This window comes from Pseudomonas sp. MF09156, from assembly GCF_059862305.1.
Map to the genome: position 1 here is coordinate 277,364 of NZ_JCBCUR010000001.1, position 17,213 is coordinate 294,576.

Annotated in this window: 14 protein-coding genes; 9 read left to right on the forward strand and 5 right to left on the reverse strand. The window is 57.6% G+C overall.

Going from position 1 to position 17,213, the window contains the following annotated elements; genetic code table 11:
• The first annotated feature begins 15 nt into the window (after positions 1-15).
• The 5 genes from moaC (at position 16) to AC19YY_RS01310 (ending at position 8,333) form a co-directional block, all read left to right on the forward strand.
• Entirely contained in the window at positions 16-489 is a 474-nt protein-coding gene (gene moaC / locus AC19YY_RS01290; RefSeq protein ID WP_057438233.1) for a cyclic pyranopterin monophosphate synthase MoaC, read from the forward strand.
• The gene (gene moaD / locus AC19YY_RS01295) at positions 486-728 is read left to right on the forward strand and encodes a molybdopterin converting factor subunit 1 (protein WP_500603779.1); all 243 of its coding nucleotides are present in this window, start codon (positions 486-488) and stop codon (positions 726-728) included. Before moaC ends, moaD begins: the two co-directional genes overlap by 4 nt.
• A gap of 2 nt (positions 729-730) precedes the next feature.
• Positions 731-1,177 (forward strand): molybdopterin synthase catalytic subunit MoaE, encoded by a 447-nt coding sequence (gene moaE, locus AC19YY_RS01300; RefSeq protein WP_169954539.1) that lies wholly within the window; start codon positions 731-733, stop codon positions 1,175-1,177.
• A gap of 223 nt (positions 1,178-1,400) precedes the next feature.
• Entirely contained in the window at positions 1,401-3,359 is a 1,959-nt protein-coding gene (locus tag AC19YY_RS01305) for a hypothetical protein (RefSeq protein WP_500603780.1), read from the forward strand.
• 90 nt (positions 3,360-3,449) lie between these two features.
• Positions 3,450-8,333: an RHS repeat domain-containing protein gene (locus AC19YY_RS01310; RefSeq protein ID WP_500603781.1), complete on the forward strand. Its 4,884-nt coding sequence runs from the start codon at positions 3,450-3,452 to the stop codon at positions 8,331-8,333.
• 17 nt (positions 8,334-8,350) lie between these two features.
• Here the strand turns inward: AC19YY_RS01310 and AC19YY_RS01315 are convergent, their stop codons facing one another.
• From AC19YY_RS01315 to AC19YY_RS01325, 3 genes are all read right to left on the reverse strand, one after another.
• Positions 8,351-9,478 carry an NAD(P)/FAD-dependent oxidoreductase gene (locus tag AC19YY_RS01315; RefSeq protein WP_500603782.1) on the reverse strand — a complete coding sequence of 376 codons (1,128 nt, stop codon included), beginning with the start codon at positions 9,476-9,478 and terminating at the stop codon, positions 8,351-8,353.
• A gap of 144 nt (positions 9,479-9,622) precedes the next feature.
• Positions 9,623-11,098 (reverse strand): ATP-dependent RNA helicase RhlB, encoded by a 1,476-nt coding sequence (rhlB, locus tag AC19YY_RS01320; RefSeq protein WP_169954535.1) that lies wholly within the window; start codon positions 11,096-11,098, stop codon positions 9,623-9,625.
• A 78-nt stretch (positions 11,099-11,176) separates the two neighbouring features.
• Complete coding sequence (locus AC19YY_RS01325) at positions 11,177-11,851, reverse strand: alpha/beta hydrolase (RefSeq protein ID WP_169954534.1); 675 nt, start codon at positions 11,849-11,851, stop codon at positions 11,177-11,179.
• Positions 11,852-12,195: 344 nt separating this feature from the next.
• Here AC19YY_RS01325 and AC19YY_RS01330 point away from each other — a divergent pair, with 344 nt between their 5' ends.
• The 4 genes from AC19YY_RS01330 to AC19YY_RS01345 all read left to right on the forward strand — a co-directional run bounded on the left by AC19YY_RS01330 (position 12,196) and on the right by AC19YY_RS01345 (position 16,365).
• Positions 12,196-13,227, forward strand: a complete 1,032-nt coding sequence (locus tag AC19YY_RS01330; RefSeq protein ID WP_169954533.1) for an amino acid ABC transporter substrate-binding protein — start codon at positions 12,196-12,198, stop codon at positions 13,225-13,227.
• Positions 13,228-13,299: 72 nt separating this feature from the next.
• The gene (locus AC19YY_RS01335) at positions 13,300-14,481 is read left to right on the forward strand and encodes an amino acid ABC transporter permease (RefSeq protein ID WP_170041785.1); all 1,182 of its coding nucleotides are present in this window, start codon (positions 13,300-13,302) and stop codon (positions 14,479-14,481) included.
• 10 nt (positions 14,482-14,491) lie between these two features.
• Complete coding sequence (locus tag AC19YY_RS01340) at positions 14,492-15,589, forward strand: amino acid ABC transporter permease (protein WP_172312063.1); 1,098 nt, start codon at positions 14,492-14,494, stop codon at positions 15,587-15,589.
• Between the two features lie 11 nt (positions 15,590-15,600).
• Positions 15,601-16,365: an amino acid ABC transporter ATP-binding protein gene (locus tag AC19YY_RS01345; RefSeq protein WP_169954530.1), complete on the forward strand. Its 765-nt coding sequence runs from the start codon at positions 15,601-15,603 to the stop codon at positions 16,363-16,365.
• A 57-nt stretch (positions 16,366-16,422) separates the two neighbouring features.
• On the opposite strand, the gene AC19YY_RS01350 is transcribed toward AC19YY_RS01345, so the two are convergent.
• Together AC19YY_RS01350 and AC19YY_RS01355 are read right to left on the reverse strand one after the other, a co-directional pair.
• Positions 16,423-16,905 carry a type II toxin-antitoxin system MqsA family antitoxin gene (locus tag AC19YY_RS01350; RefSeq protein WP_500603783.1) on the reverse strand — a complete coding sequence of 161 codons (483 nt, stop codon included), beginning with the start codon at positions 16,903-16,905 and terminating at the stop codon, positions 16,423-16,425.
• Positions 16,902-17,213 carry a type II toxin-antitoxin system MqsR family toxin gene (locus AC19YY_RS01355; protein WP_500603784.1) on the reverse strand — a complete coding sequence of 104 codons (312 nt, stop codon included), beginning with the start codon at positions 17,211-17,213 and terminating at the stop codon, positions 16,902-16,904. Before AC19YY_RS01355 ends, AC19YY_RS01350 begins: the two co-directional genes overlap by 4 nt.

Consider the following 17,213-nt stretch of genomic DNA (forward strand, 5'->3'; position numbering starts at 1 on the left):
ATCAGGAGTATCCCCGTGCTGACTCATCTCGATTCCCAGGGCCGTGCCCATATGGTCGACGTCACCGACAAAACCGTGACGTTCCGTGAAGCCGTGGCCGAAGCGCGGGTGCGCATGCTGCCCCAGACCCTGCAAATGATCGTCGACGGCGCCCACCCCAAGGGCGATGTGTTCGCCGTGGCCCGCATCGCCGGGATCCAGGCGGCGAAGAAAACCAGCGACCTGATCCCCCTGTGCCATCCGCTGATGTTGACGGGCGTCAAGGTTGAACTGGCCGCCGAAGGGGAAAATACCGTACACATCATCGCCCGCTGCAAACTGTCCGGGCAGACCGGCGTGGAAATGGAAGCGCTGACGGCCGCCAGTGTCGCCGCGCTGACCATCTACGACATGTGCAAGGCGGTGGACCGTGGCATGACCATCGAGAACATCCGCCTGCTGGAAAAACTCGGCGGCAAAAGCGGGCATTTCAAGGCGGACCAGGCATGAGCATCCACGTACTGTTTTTTGCACGCTACAACGAGGCGGTAGGCCTGGAGTCCCTGGAGGTCGAAGGCGACTTCGCCACCGTCGATGCCGTGCGCCAGGCACTGGCCGCAGATCCTGGCTTCGAGGTGCTCAATGAGGCCAGCCTGATGTGCGCGCGCAACCAGGAACTGTGCGCCCTCGACGAGCCTTTGCAGGCCGGCGATGAAGTGGCCTTCTTCCCGCCCGTGACCGGAGGCTGACCATGGCCATTCGTGTGCAAGCCCAACCCTTTGACCCCGGCGCCGAAGTCAACGCCATGCACGCCGCCAATGTAGGCGTGGGCGCAGTGGTGAGCTTTGTCGGCTATGTACGCGATTTCAACGACGGCCTCGATGTGGCGGGGATGTTCCTCGAACACTACCCCGGCATGACCGAAAAGGCCCTGGCCAAGATCGCTGTCGAGGCTGAGCAGCGCTGGCCGCTGCTCAAGCTGGAAGTGCTGCACCGCATCGGCGCCCTGGAGCCTGGCGAGCCCATCGTGTTCGTGGCGGCTGCCAGTGCCCATCGCCAGGCGGCGTTTGATGCCTGTGCGTTTGTGATGGACTACCTCAAGACCCGCGCGCCGTTCTGGAAGAAGGAAAACACCAGTGAGGGGCCGCGCTGGGTGGAGGGGCGCGACAGTGATCATGCGGCGGCGGATCGCTGGTAGTGGCGAGCAGCACCCACTACTAGCTCTATTTGACCTATAAAACCTTTGGTTTAGGCCAAAAGGTTCTGCACAACTGTCAATTCTGACAGTTGTTCGTCATTCTCCTTTAATACTTAATTACACTCACGGGCATTGGGTTTTCCTTTAGAGATAACCAGGCTGTATTAAGTAGTTATGCCTCCGATTGTACTTCATCGAAGATGAAAGTTTCAGGGAGAAAAAAATGACTGAGGAAAATAAACTGTCCAGGCTTTCCCATTTCAGGGTTACATGCCCGGATGGCTCGAACTTTACGGATAATCTTTATGCCAACGGGCGCCATCAATGTGAGGTTGTTGTTGAAGTAATAAAAGAGTGCCCAAATAGAATTGGGGTATGGGAGCGTACTGAATTAACTGATGAAGAAATTGAAAGTATCAGAGTTGTTTCGTTTTTTTCAGAAGATGGAGGATTTTTACCTAGTGGTTGGAGTTGTGATGAGAGAAAAAATATTTACAGTGAAGGGCTTTGGGAAGGTGATAAAAAAGTAGAACTGAAACCAACTGATTATAATCCGGGTCCCCTGGTTCAGAGGGTTTCTCGTTACTTGCGTTTCAGTTCGCAAGGCTCTATGGAGTCAGTCAGACTTGTAGCATGTATGGTTTTGAACGGTCAGGTTTATAAAACCAAGTCGTTGGCGGAAGATAGCGGTTTTGATTCGTCGGTTACCCTCCAGCCAGTGGTTCCATTTAGACTCTCTGTGAAAGATTTGGTTGAGTATAAACATGCAGCAGTTTCGGATACAACGTTCTATGCGACGGTATATTATTGGACTCCTCCTGCTGGGGTGGTGTTCGTTGCGCAAGAAGGTCTTGACCGGCCGTTGGATATGGACTACGAGGGTGACCATTTTCAGACTGGTTACGCTTATGCAAAACAGGGCAATCACACTCCCCATAAGGGGGGGGTAGTTGTTAATAAGGGGAACTCTCCCGTTATGCGGTCGGATATATTCAAGCCTTACGGTATTCCGGTTTACAATTATTATGTGCGGACTGATATGCGGCCGACAATCATGAGGGCAATAACGGCACGATCTCTTGCTTTGAAAGTTGATGTTACGCACGACTCGAATAGCACATGGAGTTTAATAGATAATTTTGGAAACTTACATCAGTTTGTATTGGAGTCGGCCGGTCCTAACTATGAAGGATTGCGTATAAAAGATAAGGGGCCAGACCTGAAGTTGACCTATTTCAAGATAAAACTTCCTAATAATCAAACTTGGACGGATGCTCTTTATAGCAACGGTCGTCATCAGTGCAAGGTCCAGGTCGAGGTGATATTGGAGCGCGAGGATACAGGTCCTGTTCCACTGACTGCAGAGCAGCGTGCTAGTGTGACGATTACACGTTACTCAACAAATGTACACGAAGTATTGCCGCCTGGATGGTCGTGTGATGTTGAAAAAAATATGTTTGACACGGGACGCTGGGTGAGAGATGGCATCATGGAAGATGAGCAACGCAACATAGGCCCGGATGATAATGGTTCGGTACCTTTTTCAGAAATAATTGATCGGTATATGCGTTTCGACTCGACCACTCCGATCGAAACTCAAAAATTCATGGCCAGAATCATAATAGATGGGGTTGTTTATACAACTAATCCGATATCTACTCCAGGTGGTAGTTCAATTGATATTCTTCCGATTAGACCATACCGTCTAAGCGTGCGCGATTTGACAGTTTATCATGATTTTGATGCGCAGCATGATGCTAATAGTGACGCAGATGTTTTTTATTATAATCCACCGGCGGGACTGAGGATTGTCTCCACGATGGGGCTTGACAACCCTTTGCAAGTCAATGATGAGGGTGATTACTTTCAAACGTCATTTTCGCAAAAAATCAACAGAGATGGATATCGGTATTGTAAGGCCGGTGTTGTCTTGCAAAAAGATGTGCCAGGCTTGAAGCTTCGGACTCATGATGTTCAGAGAAATGCTAACTTTCTTAATCCTTATATTGAATACAATGTTGTGTCTACTATTTTTCGTGTAGTGAAAATTTGGACAAAAAATCCAATTGTTGAAGGTGATACAAAAAGTACATTGCGTGTCTGGGATAATTTTGGATGTGAGCATAGATTTTTTATAGAGAAGGCGGACAGTGGGCGTAGTTTAGAACTGAGAGATGCGTGAGTGTGCGATTTCTGATGGCGAGTTCGGGTATGTAGTGTGCGTTTGGATTTAACTATTTTGCTGGTTGTCTGTACAGTTGAGGAGTTAAAAATGAATGTCTATTCTAATGCTTTTAATTTCAGTTCGTATCTCAACGGTTCAGTTGATCCGCGCACGGGGCAGTATGGTGGGCAAATTCGCTTGGCCACTTTGTATCCTGAAGGCCCACAAGAGGTGAGTCGGGATATTATGCTGTCGTTTTCTATGCTTAATTCAATTAATAGCCCTTACGGTATCGGATGGCAGCTCAGTAATACTTCATTTGATTTGGTCAGCCTGAATTTTACCTTGCTCAATGGCGGAAGATATCAAACCAGTGGTCTGCCTTCGGTAGGCGGCACGATGATATTCAAGGATTACAAGTTAAAAGATCTAGTCGTCAAACGGCCGGATACCAATACGCTGCATGTAATTTACAAAGATGGATCTGTAGAAGTTTTACGTCGCACAAGCAGTACTGTGCCGTACCGGATAGACGCTATATTGTTCGAGAATGGCGAGCGCTTGACTTTCCGGTACGGCACTACAGGTTTTTTGGAGCGGATCCTCAACCATAAGCAAGAAGATCTACTTGTTCTGACCTACTCCACCGGGCGTTTGTCGTACGTAGATGCTCGGGTCGAAGGGGGGCGTTATGCCCGCATTCAGTTTACACAGATCAATAATCTTTTGACGAGAGTGACGGCCCCCTATGATCGTAGTGAACCGCCCGGCGCTGCGGCTTATGCGTTTGAATACTGGCCGGAGTTTCGCAACGGCCTGGTCCCTATTAAGCGAGTTTATTCGCCGATGGGTGGGGAGGAACTGATTAGTTATGAGGAGAACGGGCACCAATATGCCAACAACCAATACATTCCACGGGTCGTCCGTTGGGTGCAGACACCAGGGGCCAGTCAGCCGGACATGATCCGGACCTATGCCTACAGTCAGGGCAAGAATTTTACCGGTTACCCGTTCTCCGGCGGTTTTCGCGAAGGCGAAGACAACCTGTACTTGGTAGGCAGCGCTTATGACTACTGGACCGAAGAGACCAGCCGCAGTGCTAATAATGCGGTGCTGAGCGTCAGCCGCACCACCTATAACAAGTTTCACCTGTTGACCGAAGAACGGGTTACGCGTGAGGGGACGCGGACCCAAATGAACATCACGTACAACACGGTCCCCGGCCTGTTTCCCGCCCAGCCAGCCAATCTCCACCTTGCCAAAACCATCACCAAACGCTATGAGCTAGTGGCTGGTGGTACCCCGAGGGAAGAGATCCAGCAGATAGAAACTGACGACTACGGCAACGAACTCAGTCGCACTGAGCCCTCCGGTATCCGTACCGAATACAGCTATTACCCGATTGCGGGAGAAAGCGGCAAGTGCCCTGCCGACCCCCACGGTTTGTTCCAGCGCTACCTCAAAGAAGAGCGACTCGTGCCCGTAGGAGGCGCGCCTGCTGCGCGGCTCACGGAATATACCCACACACGTGTCCCGCAGACGGGCAGTAGCTATTTTGTGCTGCAGCAATCCATCAACCAGGCTGGTGTGCTGGCCATGCAGCAGACTTATTACCAAACCCCTGTCGAGCTGGCTGGCCGGTTGAAGAGCGCCACCAGTACGGTCGGCGGGCAGGCGCTGACCAGTGAGTTCAGTTACGTGATTCAAGGCGATAATGTGCTCGAAACCCGGCGGCTGAAGGGGCGCGAGGGGCAATGGCTCGAGGCCAAGCGCACGCTTTCGCTGGTCAATCGACGCCTGTTGTCGATGACGCGAGACGGCGAAAGCACTCTGGATCTGGCTTACGACGTCAGTGGCCGGTTGACGGTGGAAACGGTTGCTCCCGGCACACCGCAAAAAGCCACGCGGCAATACGCCTACCATTTTGCGCAGGGGGTGACGCGTGCCCATTTGATCACCACGGATGCGCAAGGGATGAAGGCCATTACTTACTATGATGGTGCTGGCCGCCAGGTGGCCGAAGCACAGGTGATCGGCTCGAATCAGGAGCGACCCACTTGTACCTGGCGTTATGACGCGCTCGGGCAAACCGTCGAAGTGGTCGATATGGATTACGTGACCGAAGGGCAACGCTTGTTGAAAAGCACCCACACCTACAACCGCTGGGGCAACGCGAGCCGTGTCACCCACGCCGATGGCCGCGTAGTGATCAATGAGTACGACCCGCTGCTCAATCTCACGGAAGAGGGCGTTGTGGGCGGGGAACGCCGTATCACCTATTTCAATGCCTACAACCAGCCGATCAAGGTCGAGCGCCTGGATGCCAGCAACAATAAAGTTGAAGTGGAGTCGTACACCTACGATGGCCTGGGGCGATGCCTGACGGTATTGGATATCAATAAAACGCTCACTGAGTTGACTTACGACGGGTTTGACCGGCTGGTGACGACCCTGCAGAAACCGGTCGACGGTACCCCGCAGCGGCTGAGTAAAACTGACTACGTCCCAGGAACCAGCAGTGAGTTGGCCAGTGCCATCACCGTCGACGGCAAGCGGTTGGGGGCCCGTACTTACGACAGCCTGGGCCGGATGACCAGCCAGGTGCGTGGGACGGGACAGGCTACGACCTGGGAGTACGAGGCCGGTTGGTTTGAACCTATTGCCATGGTTTCCCCCCGGGGTGGGCGCCAGGTCATGACCTATGACAAGCAACTCGATGTGCCGACTCGGATTGAGATGACAGGACTGCCGGTGAGCACCTACCGGTATGATCCGGTGGGCGGAGCATTGACGCGTTCGGAGACCAATGGCCTGATCCATGAGCTTTTCCAGGATGCCATCGGCCATCCCGAGAAGGACATTCAAACCGCCAGCGGTACGTCGCTGACCTCCCAGTATGGCTACTCCCCCGCAGGGCGCCTGCTGCATCAGACCTCAGCCGATGGCCAGCGCAGTGCGCTTGCATACGATACCCTCGGGCGATTTTCCAAGATGACCACCGGCCCCCTGGTGATCGAACAGACTTACGACACCCTGGGCCGGCCGCAGAACCTGACCACCACCTATGAAAGCACGAAGATTCTCACACGCGTGACCTACGACTCGCTGGGTCGGGAAGCTGAGCGCCGCTTTGAGCAAAACGGTGCATTGTTCCAGGTGTTGGCCAGTACGTATTACGTCAACGGTATGTTGGCGACTCGGTTTCTTCGCAATGCGAGTTCACAGGTGGTCATTGGCGAGACCTTCACCTACGACGCCTACCTGCGGCTCAAGACCTATCGCTGTGAGGGGCCTGAACATCCCAAGGATCACCTGGGCCGGGGCATTGTCGGGGAGGATTACACCTTCGACAGCCTCAATAACATCACGCGGGTCGTCACTGCATTTGCCGATGGCACACAAGACACCTGCCAACGTTATTTTACCGGTACCGACCCCACGCAGTTGACCCGCCTGACCCATACCCGCCCGGTGCAGGATGTCACCCTGGCATATGATGCAGCGGGCAATTTGCAGGCGAGCCCGGAGGGCCACGCCTATACGTACAATGGCTTTGAACAACTCACGGCGGTGAAGGCCGGCTCCCTCAACTACAGCTATAAGTACGATGCCGAGGCGCGCCAGGTACATGCATCCCGGGGCGCTGAACCGCCCGTGATGCTGGCATACGCCGGTAGGCGTCTGGATCTGCTGGTTGAAGGCAGTAAAAAGATCCGTTTCGCTGACGGTGGGGATGAGGTGATGGCGCGCAGTGGTGGCGTGGACGGCCCACAACTGCATATGAACGATGCCAGCGGTAGTGTGCGCGGCCTGTCAACTCCCGGTCAGCCCCATGTCCGCCGGCACTACACGCCCTATGGTGATGCATATATCCCCCTGGATGATGGCAAGGTCCGCAGCATGGCCGACCTGCAACTGCCGGCGTTCAATGGCGAGCGTCTGGATGTGCCGACCAACCTGTATTTCCTCGGTAATGGTCTGCGGGCCTACAGTCCTAGCCTGAGGATGTTCTTGCAGCCTGATCTGTTGGGCCCATTTGATGAGGGGGGGATCAATTGCTATGCCTACTGTGCCGGCAACCCGATCAACATGCGCGATCCTAGTGGGATGTGGCCTGGCTGGGTGAAGTGGGTATTGACCGGGGTAGCACTGGCGTTGTCGGTGGTAACGCTTGGGTTTGGGGCTGTCGGTCTTGCGGCCACGGTATCAGCTGCTGCAGCTTCGGCAACGTCAGTTGCTGCGGGGTTAGCTGCGGCAACAGTGGCGATGACCGCTGTGGGGGCGCCGGTCGTTGCGGGGGTTTTTGCGGGCGCGGCAGCCACTGCGACTGCGGCTGGCGCTACGATTGCCGCTGCCGCCGCTGCCGCCGCTGCCGCCACAGGGTGGGTTATCGCCTCCAAGGCAGCGATCACCGTCGGAGCGGGGCTCGGTGTTGTCGGCGGGACGCTGAGTGTCGCGGGGCTGGCTACTGCCGAGGTTGATAAAGCCATGGGGTGGGACCGTTCGCACATCATCCGTAGGCTGGGGTGGGCCTCCCTCGGGTTTTCAATTGCCTCGTTGGTAGTGGGTATTGGGGGGGCTTATACCTCGTGGCACATGACCTACACCTCTGCGGCCTCAAAGGCGGCCGGAACCGGAAAACTGCTGGAAAGTCCCGCCGCCTTGGGGTTAATCGCGGGGGGCAAACGCATGTTGGGCTTATCCTACAAATTCACCGATAAATGGGGCATCACCCCATACAGCCAGCTTTTTGGGGCTACACGGGCTGTATTGAGATTTACCAATCTGGGGCGCTCGATTCAAGCGAGAGTCGGCTCACCGGCCACACCTCGACCGGAAGGCGGCGGCCCTGCTCCAGCCCAACCCCAGTCACAACCCACTGCCAGTCGAGTGGTCGATATGCCCGGCAGCAGCGCCGGCTTCTACCAGTCATTCAGAGAGGAAGCCTCGCGCATTCGCCAGCCCATCCTGGGGGAATTGTATCGAGGGTAGTCTTGGCAAACGCCGCATTAACCCAGACGCCGGGGCGACAACATCGCCTCGGTCAACCCCGCTCCCACCAACGCTTCGGGTAACGCCAGCCCACGCACCAGCGCCGCGCTGGCCTGGCCCATCGCCGGTGAGGTCTGGATGCCATAGCCACCCTGGGCCGCGACCCAGAACAAGCCCTCTACCCGCGGATCAAAGCCACACACCAGGTCGCCATCGCTGACAAAACTGCGCAGCCCGGCCCAGGTGCGCGTGGGGCGGCGGATGCTCAGGGTGGTGGCCTGTTCGATGTGATAAATCCCCGTGGCGATGTCCAGTTCTTCGGGTTGCACGTCGTGGGGCTCGACCGGGTCGGCATTGGCCGGGGAGCCGAGGAACATGCCGGCGTCGGGCTTCATGTAGAACGAGCCGTCGAGGGCGGCCAGCTCCGGCCAGGCATGGATATTCACGTCTGCCGGCGGGGCGAAGATAAAGGCACTGCGGCGCTTGGGTTGCAGGCCGATTTTTTCGGCGCCGGCCAGTTCCGCGACTTGGTCGGCCCAGGCCCCGGCGGCGTTGATGATCACTGGGGCACTGAAGCGCTGTTGCGCGGTGCGCACTTGCCACTGGCCTTGATCGTCACGGGCCAGTTTCTGCACCTCGTTGTCGGTGTGGATTTGCCCGCCATTGCGCCGAATGCCACGCAAGTAGCCCTGGTACAGCGCGTCGGTGTCGATATCGCAGACCGTCGGGTCGTAGATCGCGCCGTGGACTTTTTCCGCGCGCAGGATCGGCAGCATACGCAGCGCCTGCTCGGCACTCAGCAGCCGCGTCTCGGGCACCAGCGCCTTGGCGCTCAGGTATTGGCGCTGCAACTCGTCAGGGTCGCCCACCAGGTCCACCAGCAGTTCGCCACGGGGCGTGAGCAAGGGGTGTTCGCTGAAACCTGCGGGCGGGTGATCGAAGAAGTCGCGGCTGCCCAGGGTCAGGGCGCGCACTTGCGGCGTGCCGTAGGCCGCGATGTACAGGGCGGCGGAGCGGCCGGTTGCGTGATAGCCCGGCATGGACTCACGCTCCAGCACGATGACGCGGGCGTGTCGGGACAGCCAGTAACCGGCGCTGGCACCGGCGATACCGCCGCCGATGATGAGGTAGTCGGCCTGGTTCATGGGTTCCTCCTTGAATATAAAAGCGCTGAAAGCCAATGTGGGAGCGGGCTTGCTCGCGAATGCGGGGTGTCAGTCTCTGGATATATTGACTGATCCACCGCATTCGCGAGCAAGCCCGCTCCCACATGGTTTAACGCATCCAGCTTAAGGGCGTTTACGCTCTACGGGGCGCAGCAAGTGTGTCGGCGGCGTCTCGCAGCTGATCTTGCGGCCCAGCAGGGTTTCAATCGACGGCAATTGATACGAATCGTCTTCCCCGGCAAAGCTGATCGATACACCCGCAGCGCCCGCCCGGCCGGTACGGCCGATGCGGTGTACGTAGTCGTCCGGCACTTCCGGCAGGGTGAAGTTGATCACGTGGCTGATGCCATCGATATGAATCCCGCGGCCCGCCACATCAGTGGCCACCAGCACGCGGATCTTGCCCTCGCGAAAGCCTTCCAGGGTCTTGATGCGCTTGTGCTGCGGCACATCGCCCGACAACTGCGCGGCGTTGACGCCATCGCGTACCAGGCGTTCTTCGATGCGCCGTACTTCGTCCTTGCGGTTGGCAAACACCATGACCCGCTCCCAACCGTTGTCGTTGACCAGGTTGTAGAGCAGCTTGTATTTGTCGGCACCGGCCACGGCATAGATATGCTGCTCGACGTTCTCGCTGGCAACGTTCAGTGCCTCGATCTCGACGATGGACGGGTCGGTGGTCCATTGCTTGGCAAGGTTCATCACGTCTTCGGTGAAGGTCGCGGAGAACAGCAGGGTCTGGCGCTCGTTTTTCGGTGGGGTCTGGCGAATGATCTGACGCACTTGTGGGATAAAACCCATGTCGAGCATCCGATCGGCTTCGTCCAGCACCATCACTTCGACCATGTCCAGGTGCACGTCGCCGCGCTGGTTGAAGTCCAGCAAACGGCCCGGTGTGGCGACCAGGATGTCGCAGTGCCGCGCTTCCAGGTGCTTGAGCTGTTTGTCGAAGTCCATGCCACCGACGAACGTCATGACGTTGAGGCCGGTGTACTTGGTCAGGTCGGCGGCGTCCTTGGCGATCTGCACCACCAGTTCGCGGGTCGGGGCGATGATCAGCGCCCGTGGCTCACCCATGTAGCGCTCTTTGGGCGGTGGGGTCTGCAGCAACTGGGTAATGATCGAGATCAGGAACGCAGCGGTCTTGCCGGTGCCGGTCTGGGCGCGGCCGATGGCGTCTTTGCCGGCCAGGGTAAAGCCCAGGACCTGGGCCTGGATCGGTGTGCAATACGGAAACCCCAGGTCCTGGATGGCGTGCATCAGTTCCGGAGCCAGCTTGAAGTCATGAAAGCGAGTCTTGCCCTCTTGGGGCTCGACCACGAAGTCTTCCAGCTTCCACGGCTTTACCACAGGTTTTGGCGCGCGTTCGCGGCGCGGTTTTTCTGCGCGCGGCGGTTCTTCTGCGGGCTGGGCGGCGACAGGGGCCGGGACAGCAGGCGTGGCGGGCGGCGGTTTTGGCGAGGCAACAGGCGCGGTTCGGCCAGGCTGTTTACCATCATTGCGGCTGCCGGACGTTTGGACAGGGGCGCTGGGAACAGGGGCGAGTGGTTCAGCCTCGCTTTTACCGAACATCTTCTTGAGTGCTTTGAGCACGGTCATCTCATCAATTGGTTAAGGAATGTACGCCGGCCAGTGTAATGCAAGAATCGGGCGCGGCGTAGTGCGTTGGTCATGCGGCTACATAATGGCGGGCTTTGAGCCCAGGCGGCCGGACAACCAGGTGCCGATGTCGCGGATTTCTTCGGGTAACACCTCGTGACCCATTGGGTATTCCTGCCATGTCACGGTGACACCACGCAGCTTTAAATGCTCGTAGGCGCTGCGGCCCATGGCGTTCTGCACCACCTCATCGTACTGGCCATGCAGGCACAGGGCTGGAATTCGCTGCTGGCTGGCGGACAGTTCCAGCTCATCGCTGAAAGTCGGCGCATAAGTGGAGAGGGCAAGCACGCCACCCAAGGCACCCTGCCATTTCACAAACGCGGCGTGCAGGACCACGGCGCCACCCTGGGAAAAGCCGGCAAGGAAAATTCGCGAGGCGTCTATCCCGCTGGCTTTTTGTTGTTCGATCAAATCGATGACCATGTCTGCCGACTCATCCAGCTGTTCGCGGCTGATGGCCCGTGCCGGACTCATGGCCAATATGTCGTACCAGCTTGGCATCTCGTAGCCACCATTGATGGTCACCGCACGGGTCGGCGCCTGGGGCAATACAAAGCGCGTGGACAGCAAGGTTTCCTGCAACGCTTCGGCCACTGGCAGGAAGTCGTAGCGATCGGCACCCAGGCCATGCAACCAGATTACGCAGGCGTCTGCGGGCTTGGCGGGCTGAAGAATCAAGGGTTCGGTCATGTTTGCTCCAAAAATGTGCGTGCGCGCCGATGGGGGGCGTCGGGGCGGTGCGTGGACGGTGGCTCAGTTAACAAGATGTCGCATGGTTGACTGTTTTGCGATGGATCCTGGGCTGAAGCGGCTCAGCAGACACTCTGGTACGCCGCTTGCTATGTGTAGGTCGATGTCAGAACTATCTGAGGACGGTAACACTATCAGTGACTGCCGCCTCTGGGATAGCCGCTGCAATTACAGCGAAAGCCTCTGTCGCTTGACCCAAAAAAAAGCCAACACGGGTCGATATCGCCTCATAAGGGTGCGCAGAGGTTGGAGCTCCGACACAACAAGAGCAACTGGAGGTTTGAATGAAGGTATTGAAGTCTACCCTGGCCATCGTGACCGCGGCGACTGTCCTGGGCATCAGTGGCCTGGCCCAGGCCGGTGCCACCCTGGATGCGGTACAGAAGAAAGGTTTTGTGCAATGTGGCGTCAGTGATGGTTTACCGGGGTTCTCGGTGCCGGATGCCAGCGGCAAGATCCTCGGGATCGACGCTGACTACTGCCGCGCCGTGGCCGCTGCCGTGTTCGGTGACGCGACCAAGGTCAAGTTCAGCCAGTTGAATGCCAAGGAGCGTTTCACCGCGCTGCAGTCTGGCGAAGTCGACATCCTCTCGCGCAACACCACCATGACCAGCTCCCGTGATGCGGGCATGGGCCTGAAATTCCCAGGGTTCATCACCTACTACGACGGCATCGGCTTTTTGGTCAACAGCAAGCTGGGGGTAAAAAGTGCCAAGGAACTGGACGGTGCAACCATCTGCATCCAGGCCGGTACTACCACTGAGCTGAACGTTTCCGACTACTTCCGTGGCAATAACCTCAAGTACACCCCGATCACCTTCGATACCTCCGACGAAAGCGCCAAGTCCCTGGAGTCCGGGCGCTGCGACGTGCTGACCTCCGACAAGTCGCAACTGTTCGCCCAGCGCAGCAAACTGGCCGCGCCGAAAGACTACGTGGTATTGCCGGAAACCATTTCCAAGGAGCCCCTGGGCCCGGTCGTGCGCAACGGCGACGACGAGTGGCTGGCCATCGTGCGTTGGGTAGGCTACGCCATGCTCAATGCTGAAGAAGCCGGCGTCACCTCGAAAAACGTCGAGGACCAAGCCAAGTCCACCAAGAACCCGGACGTTGCGCGTCTGCTGGGGGCTGACGGCGAATACGGCAAAGACCTGAAAGTGAAGAAGGACTGGGTGGTACAGATCGTCAAGCAGGTCGGCAACTACGGCGAAGTGTTCGAGCGCAACCTGGGCAAGAGCACCCCACTGGAAATCGACCGTGGCCTGAACGCGCTGTGGAACAACGGTGGCATTCAATACGCACCACCAGTGCGCTGATAGCTGATGGTTCTATCACCCGGTGGGCCAACCGCCGGGTGATGTTCTGTTCCATTATTCCTGGGGCACTTAATGCAAACTCAAATCGGCGCACCAAAACAGAAGCTCAGCTTCAGTGATCCAAAAGTGCGTGGGTGGCTGTTCCAGATCATCACCATCGTGGCGGTGGTCTCGTTGGGCTGGTACCTGTTTAACAACACGCAAACCAATCTTCAGCACCGGGGCATTACCTCCGGTTTCGACTTCCTGGAGCGCAGTGCCGGGTTTGGCATCGCTCAGCATTTGATCGACTATACCGAATCGGACAGTTATGCCCGGGTCTTTGTGATCGGCCTGCTCAACACCTTGCTGGTGACCGTGATCGGTGTGGTCCTGGCGACGCTGCTCGGTTTCGTCATTGGGGTGGCGCGGCTGTCACCGAACTGGATGATCAACAAACTGGCGACCGTGTATGTGGAAGTGTTCCGCAACATTCCGCCGTTGTTGCAGATCCTGTTCTGGTATTTCGCGGTGTTCCTGACCATGCCGTTGCCGCGCAACAGCCATAACCTGGGCGACACCTTCTTTATGAGCGCCCGGGGCCTGAACATGCCGGCGGCGCTGGCGGCCGACGGTTTTTGGCCGTTTGTGGCCAGTGTGGTGGTGGCCATCGTGGCAATCGTGCTGATGGCGCGTTGGGCCAACAAGCGCTTTGAAGCCACCGGCGTACCGTTCCATAAGTTCTGGGCGGGCCTGGCGCTGTTCATCGTGATTCCGACGTTGTGCACCTTGATCTTCGGTGTGCCGCTGCACTGGGAAATACCCAGGCTTGCGGGTTTCAACTTTGTCGGCGGCTGGGTATTGATCCCCGAGCTGCTGGCGCTGACCTTGGCGCTGACCGTCTACACCGCCGCGTTTATCGCCGAAATCGTGCGCTCGGGCATTGAGTCGGTGAGCCACGGCCAGACCGAAGCTGCGCGCTCCCTGGGCCTGCGCCCGGGGCCGACGCTGCGCAAGGTCATTATCCCGCAAGCCCTGCGGGTGATCATTCCGCCTTTGACCAGCCAATACCTGAACCTGGCGAAAAACTCATCCCTGGCCGCCGGCATCGGCTACCCGGAGATGGTGTCGCTGTTTGCCGGCACGGTGCTCAACCAGACCGGCCAGGCCATCGAGGTCATTGCCATCACCATGAGCGTGTACCTGGCGATCAGCATCAGCATTTCCCTGCTGATGAACTGGTACAACAAGCGCATTGCGCTGATCGAGCGGTGAGGAAACCAGCATGACTTCCCATACTTTCAAACCTGACATGCCGCCACCGAACAAAGTGTTCGGGCCGATGGCATGGATGCGCGCCAACCTGTTCTCCAGTGGGTTCAACACCCTGCTGACGTTGCTGGCGATCTACCTGGTCTACTTGGTGGTGCCGCCGATTGTGCAGTGGGCGATCCTCGACGCGAACTGGGTCGGCACTACCCAGGCCGATTGCACCAAGGAGGGCGCCTGCTGGGTGTTTGTCCAGCAGCGCTTCGGGCAATTCATGTACGGCTATTACCCCGGCGACCTGCGCTGGCGCGTGGACCTGACCGTGTGGTTGGCCATCGTCGGCGTGGCGCCGTTGTTCATCTCGCGTTTTAAACCCAAGGCGATCTACGGCCTGGGCTTTCTGGTGGTGTACCCGATCATCGCCTTCTTCCTGCTGCACGGCGGAATCCTTGGCCTGGCCAACGTCGCGACCAGCCAATGGGGCGGGCTGATGCTGACCCTGGTGATCGCCACCGTCGGTATCGCTGGCGCCTTGCCGCTGGGCATCGTGCTGGCGTTGGGGCGGCGCTCCAAGATGCCGGCGATTCGCGTGATCTGTGTGACCTTTATCGAGTTCTGGCGCGGCGTGCCGTTGATCACGGTGCTGTTCATGGCGTCTGTGATGCTGCCGCTGTTCCTGCCAGAAGGCATGAACTTCGACAAGCTGCTGCGGGCGTTGATCGGCGTAATCCTGTTCCAGTCGGCCTACGTGGCGGAAGTGGTGCGCGGTGGCCTACAGGCGATTCCCAAGGGGCAATACGAAGCCGCCGCCGCGATGGGCCTGGGCTACTGGCGCAGCATGGGCCTGGTGATCCTGCCGCAAGCGTTGAAGCTGGTGATCCCCGGCATCGTCAACACCTTTATCGCGCTGTTCAAGGACACGAGCCTGGTGATCATCATCGGTCTGTTCGACCTGCTCAACAGCGTCAAGCAAGCCGCCTCCGACCCGAAATGGCTGGGCATGGCTACTGAGGGCTATGTGTTCGCGGCCCTGGTGTTCTGGATTTTCTGTTTTGGTATGTCGCGCTATTCCATTCATTTGGAACACAAGCTCGACACTGGCCACAAGCGTTAGGAGTTCTTTTGATGAGCGAAGCAATCAAACAGCCTGTGAGCCCTGAAGGCATTATCCAGATGCAGGGCGTCAACAAGTGGTACGGCCAGTTCCATGTGTTGAAAGACATCAACCTCAACGTCAAGCAGGGCGAGCGTATCGTGCTGTGCGGCCCGTCGGGCTCGGGCAAATCCACCACCATCCGCTGCCTCAACCGCCTGGAAGAACACCAGCAGGGGCGCATCGTGGTCGATGGCGTGGAGCTGACCAACGACCTCAAGCAGATCGAAAGCGTGCGCCGCGAAGTGGGCATGGTGTTCCAGCACTTCAACCTGTTCCCGCACCTGACCATCCTGCAGAACTGCACGCTGGCGCCGATGTGGGTGCGCAAGATGCCCAAGCGCAAGGCTGAGGAAATTGCCATGCACTACCTGGAGCGCGTGCGCATCCCGGAGCAGGCCCACAAGTTTCCGGGGCAATTGTCCGGCGGCCAGCAACAGCGCGTGGCCATTGCCCGTGCCTTGTGCATGAAGCCGAAAATCATGCTGTTCGACGAGCCAACCTCGGCCCTCGACCCGGAGATGGTCAAGGAGGTGCTGGACACCATGATCGGCTTGGCTGAGGACGGCATGACCATGTTGTGCGTAACCCACGAAATGGGCTTTGCGCGCACCGTGGCCAACCGCGTGATCTTTATGGACAAAGGCGAGATCGTGGAACAGGCGGCGCCCAATGACTTCTTCGACAACCCGCAGAATGAGCGGACCCAGTTGTTCTTGAGTCAGATTTTGCATTGATTGCGATGTGATGTTCAAAAGCAAACCCGGCCTGGCGCCGGGTTTGTTCTGTGTGGTTCAACCAGCCTGGAGTGCCTCTGCCGCTGTCAGCACGGTATGGGAAAACCCCCGCAGGTCAGCCCCATCGGCCAACTCCTTGGCATCGGTGAGCATATGCGGGTATCGATCCAGTAAACGCATCAACAATACTAAGGGCTTGGGCGGCAGAAGCTCACCGCACTCATACCGGGAAAAGGCGTTGTGCCCGCCACCGGATAGTAGTTGCACCGCTTCTTTTTGCGTCAGGTGCAGTTTGCGGCGGATACGCCTCATTTCCTGGCCAATCATTTTCCGCGCGGCGAGGACCAGTTCATCACCCGCCTTCGCGTGGCGCTGCGAGCTGTCAGGGTCATACATGCCGTCGCCGCAAGCACCGCATTCCCAGCCGCAAAGATCGTCGACGCGGCGTTCCAGGCCCTTGACGCTAATGGTTTCGCTGCGACCCTCGAACCGGACCATGGCGTCGGCGGCACCGCAGATAAAGCACTGCTGAGTTTTCATGAGTTGCACTCCTTGAAGGAGATCACCGGCGGGTTACCGCCAGGACGGTAAGTGACCTTGATGTAAATCTCCATGCCGTGTGAATTGATGCGGTACACGTCCTGCCAGATCCTATGGTCTGCATAGGTCGTCATTGATTTGTACAGCATCCCAGTTTGCAATTGAAAAACGACCTCTTGCATCTCCTGAAGGTCGAAGCCGAGTGTTCTTCCTGTGTGCTTTGCCGTTGAGGTAAATGCCCTGTCGCCAAGCCGCCTGACATCCGCCTTTATCACCGCCAAATCGTAATGAGGTGTGTACTTTTCCAT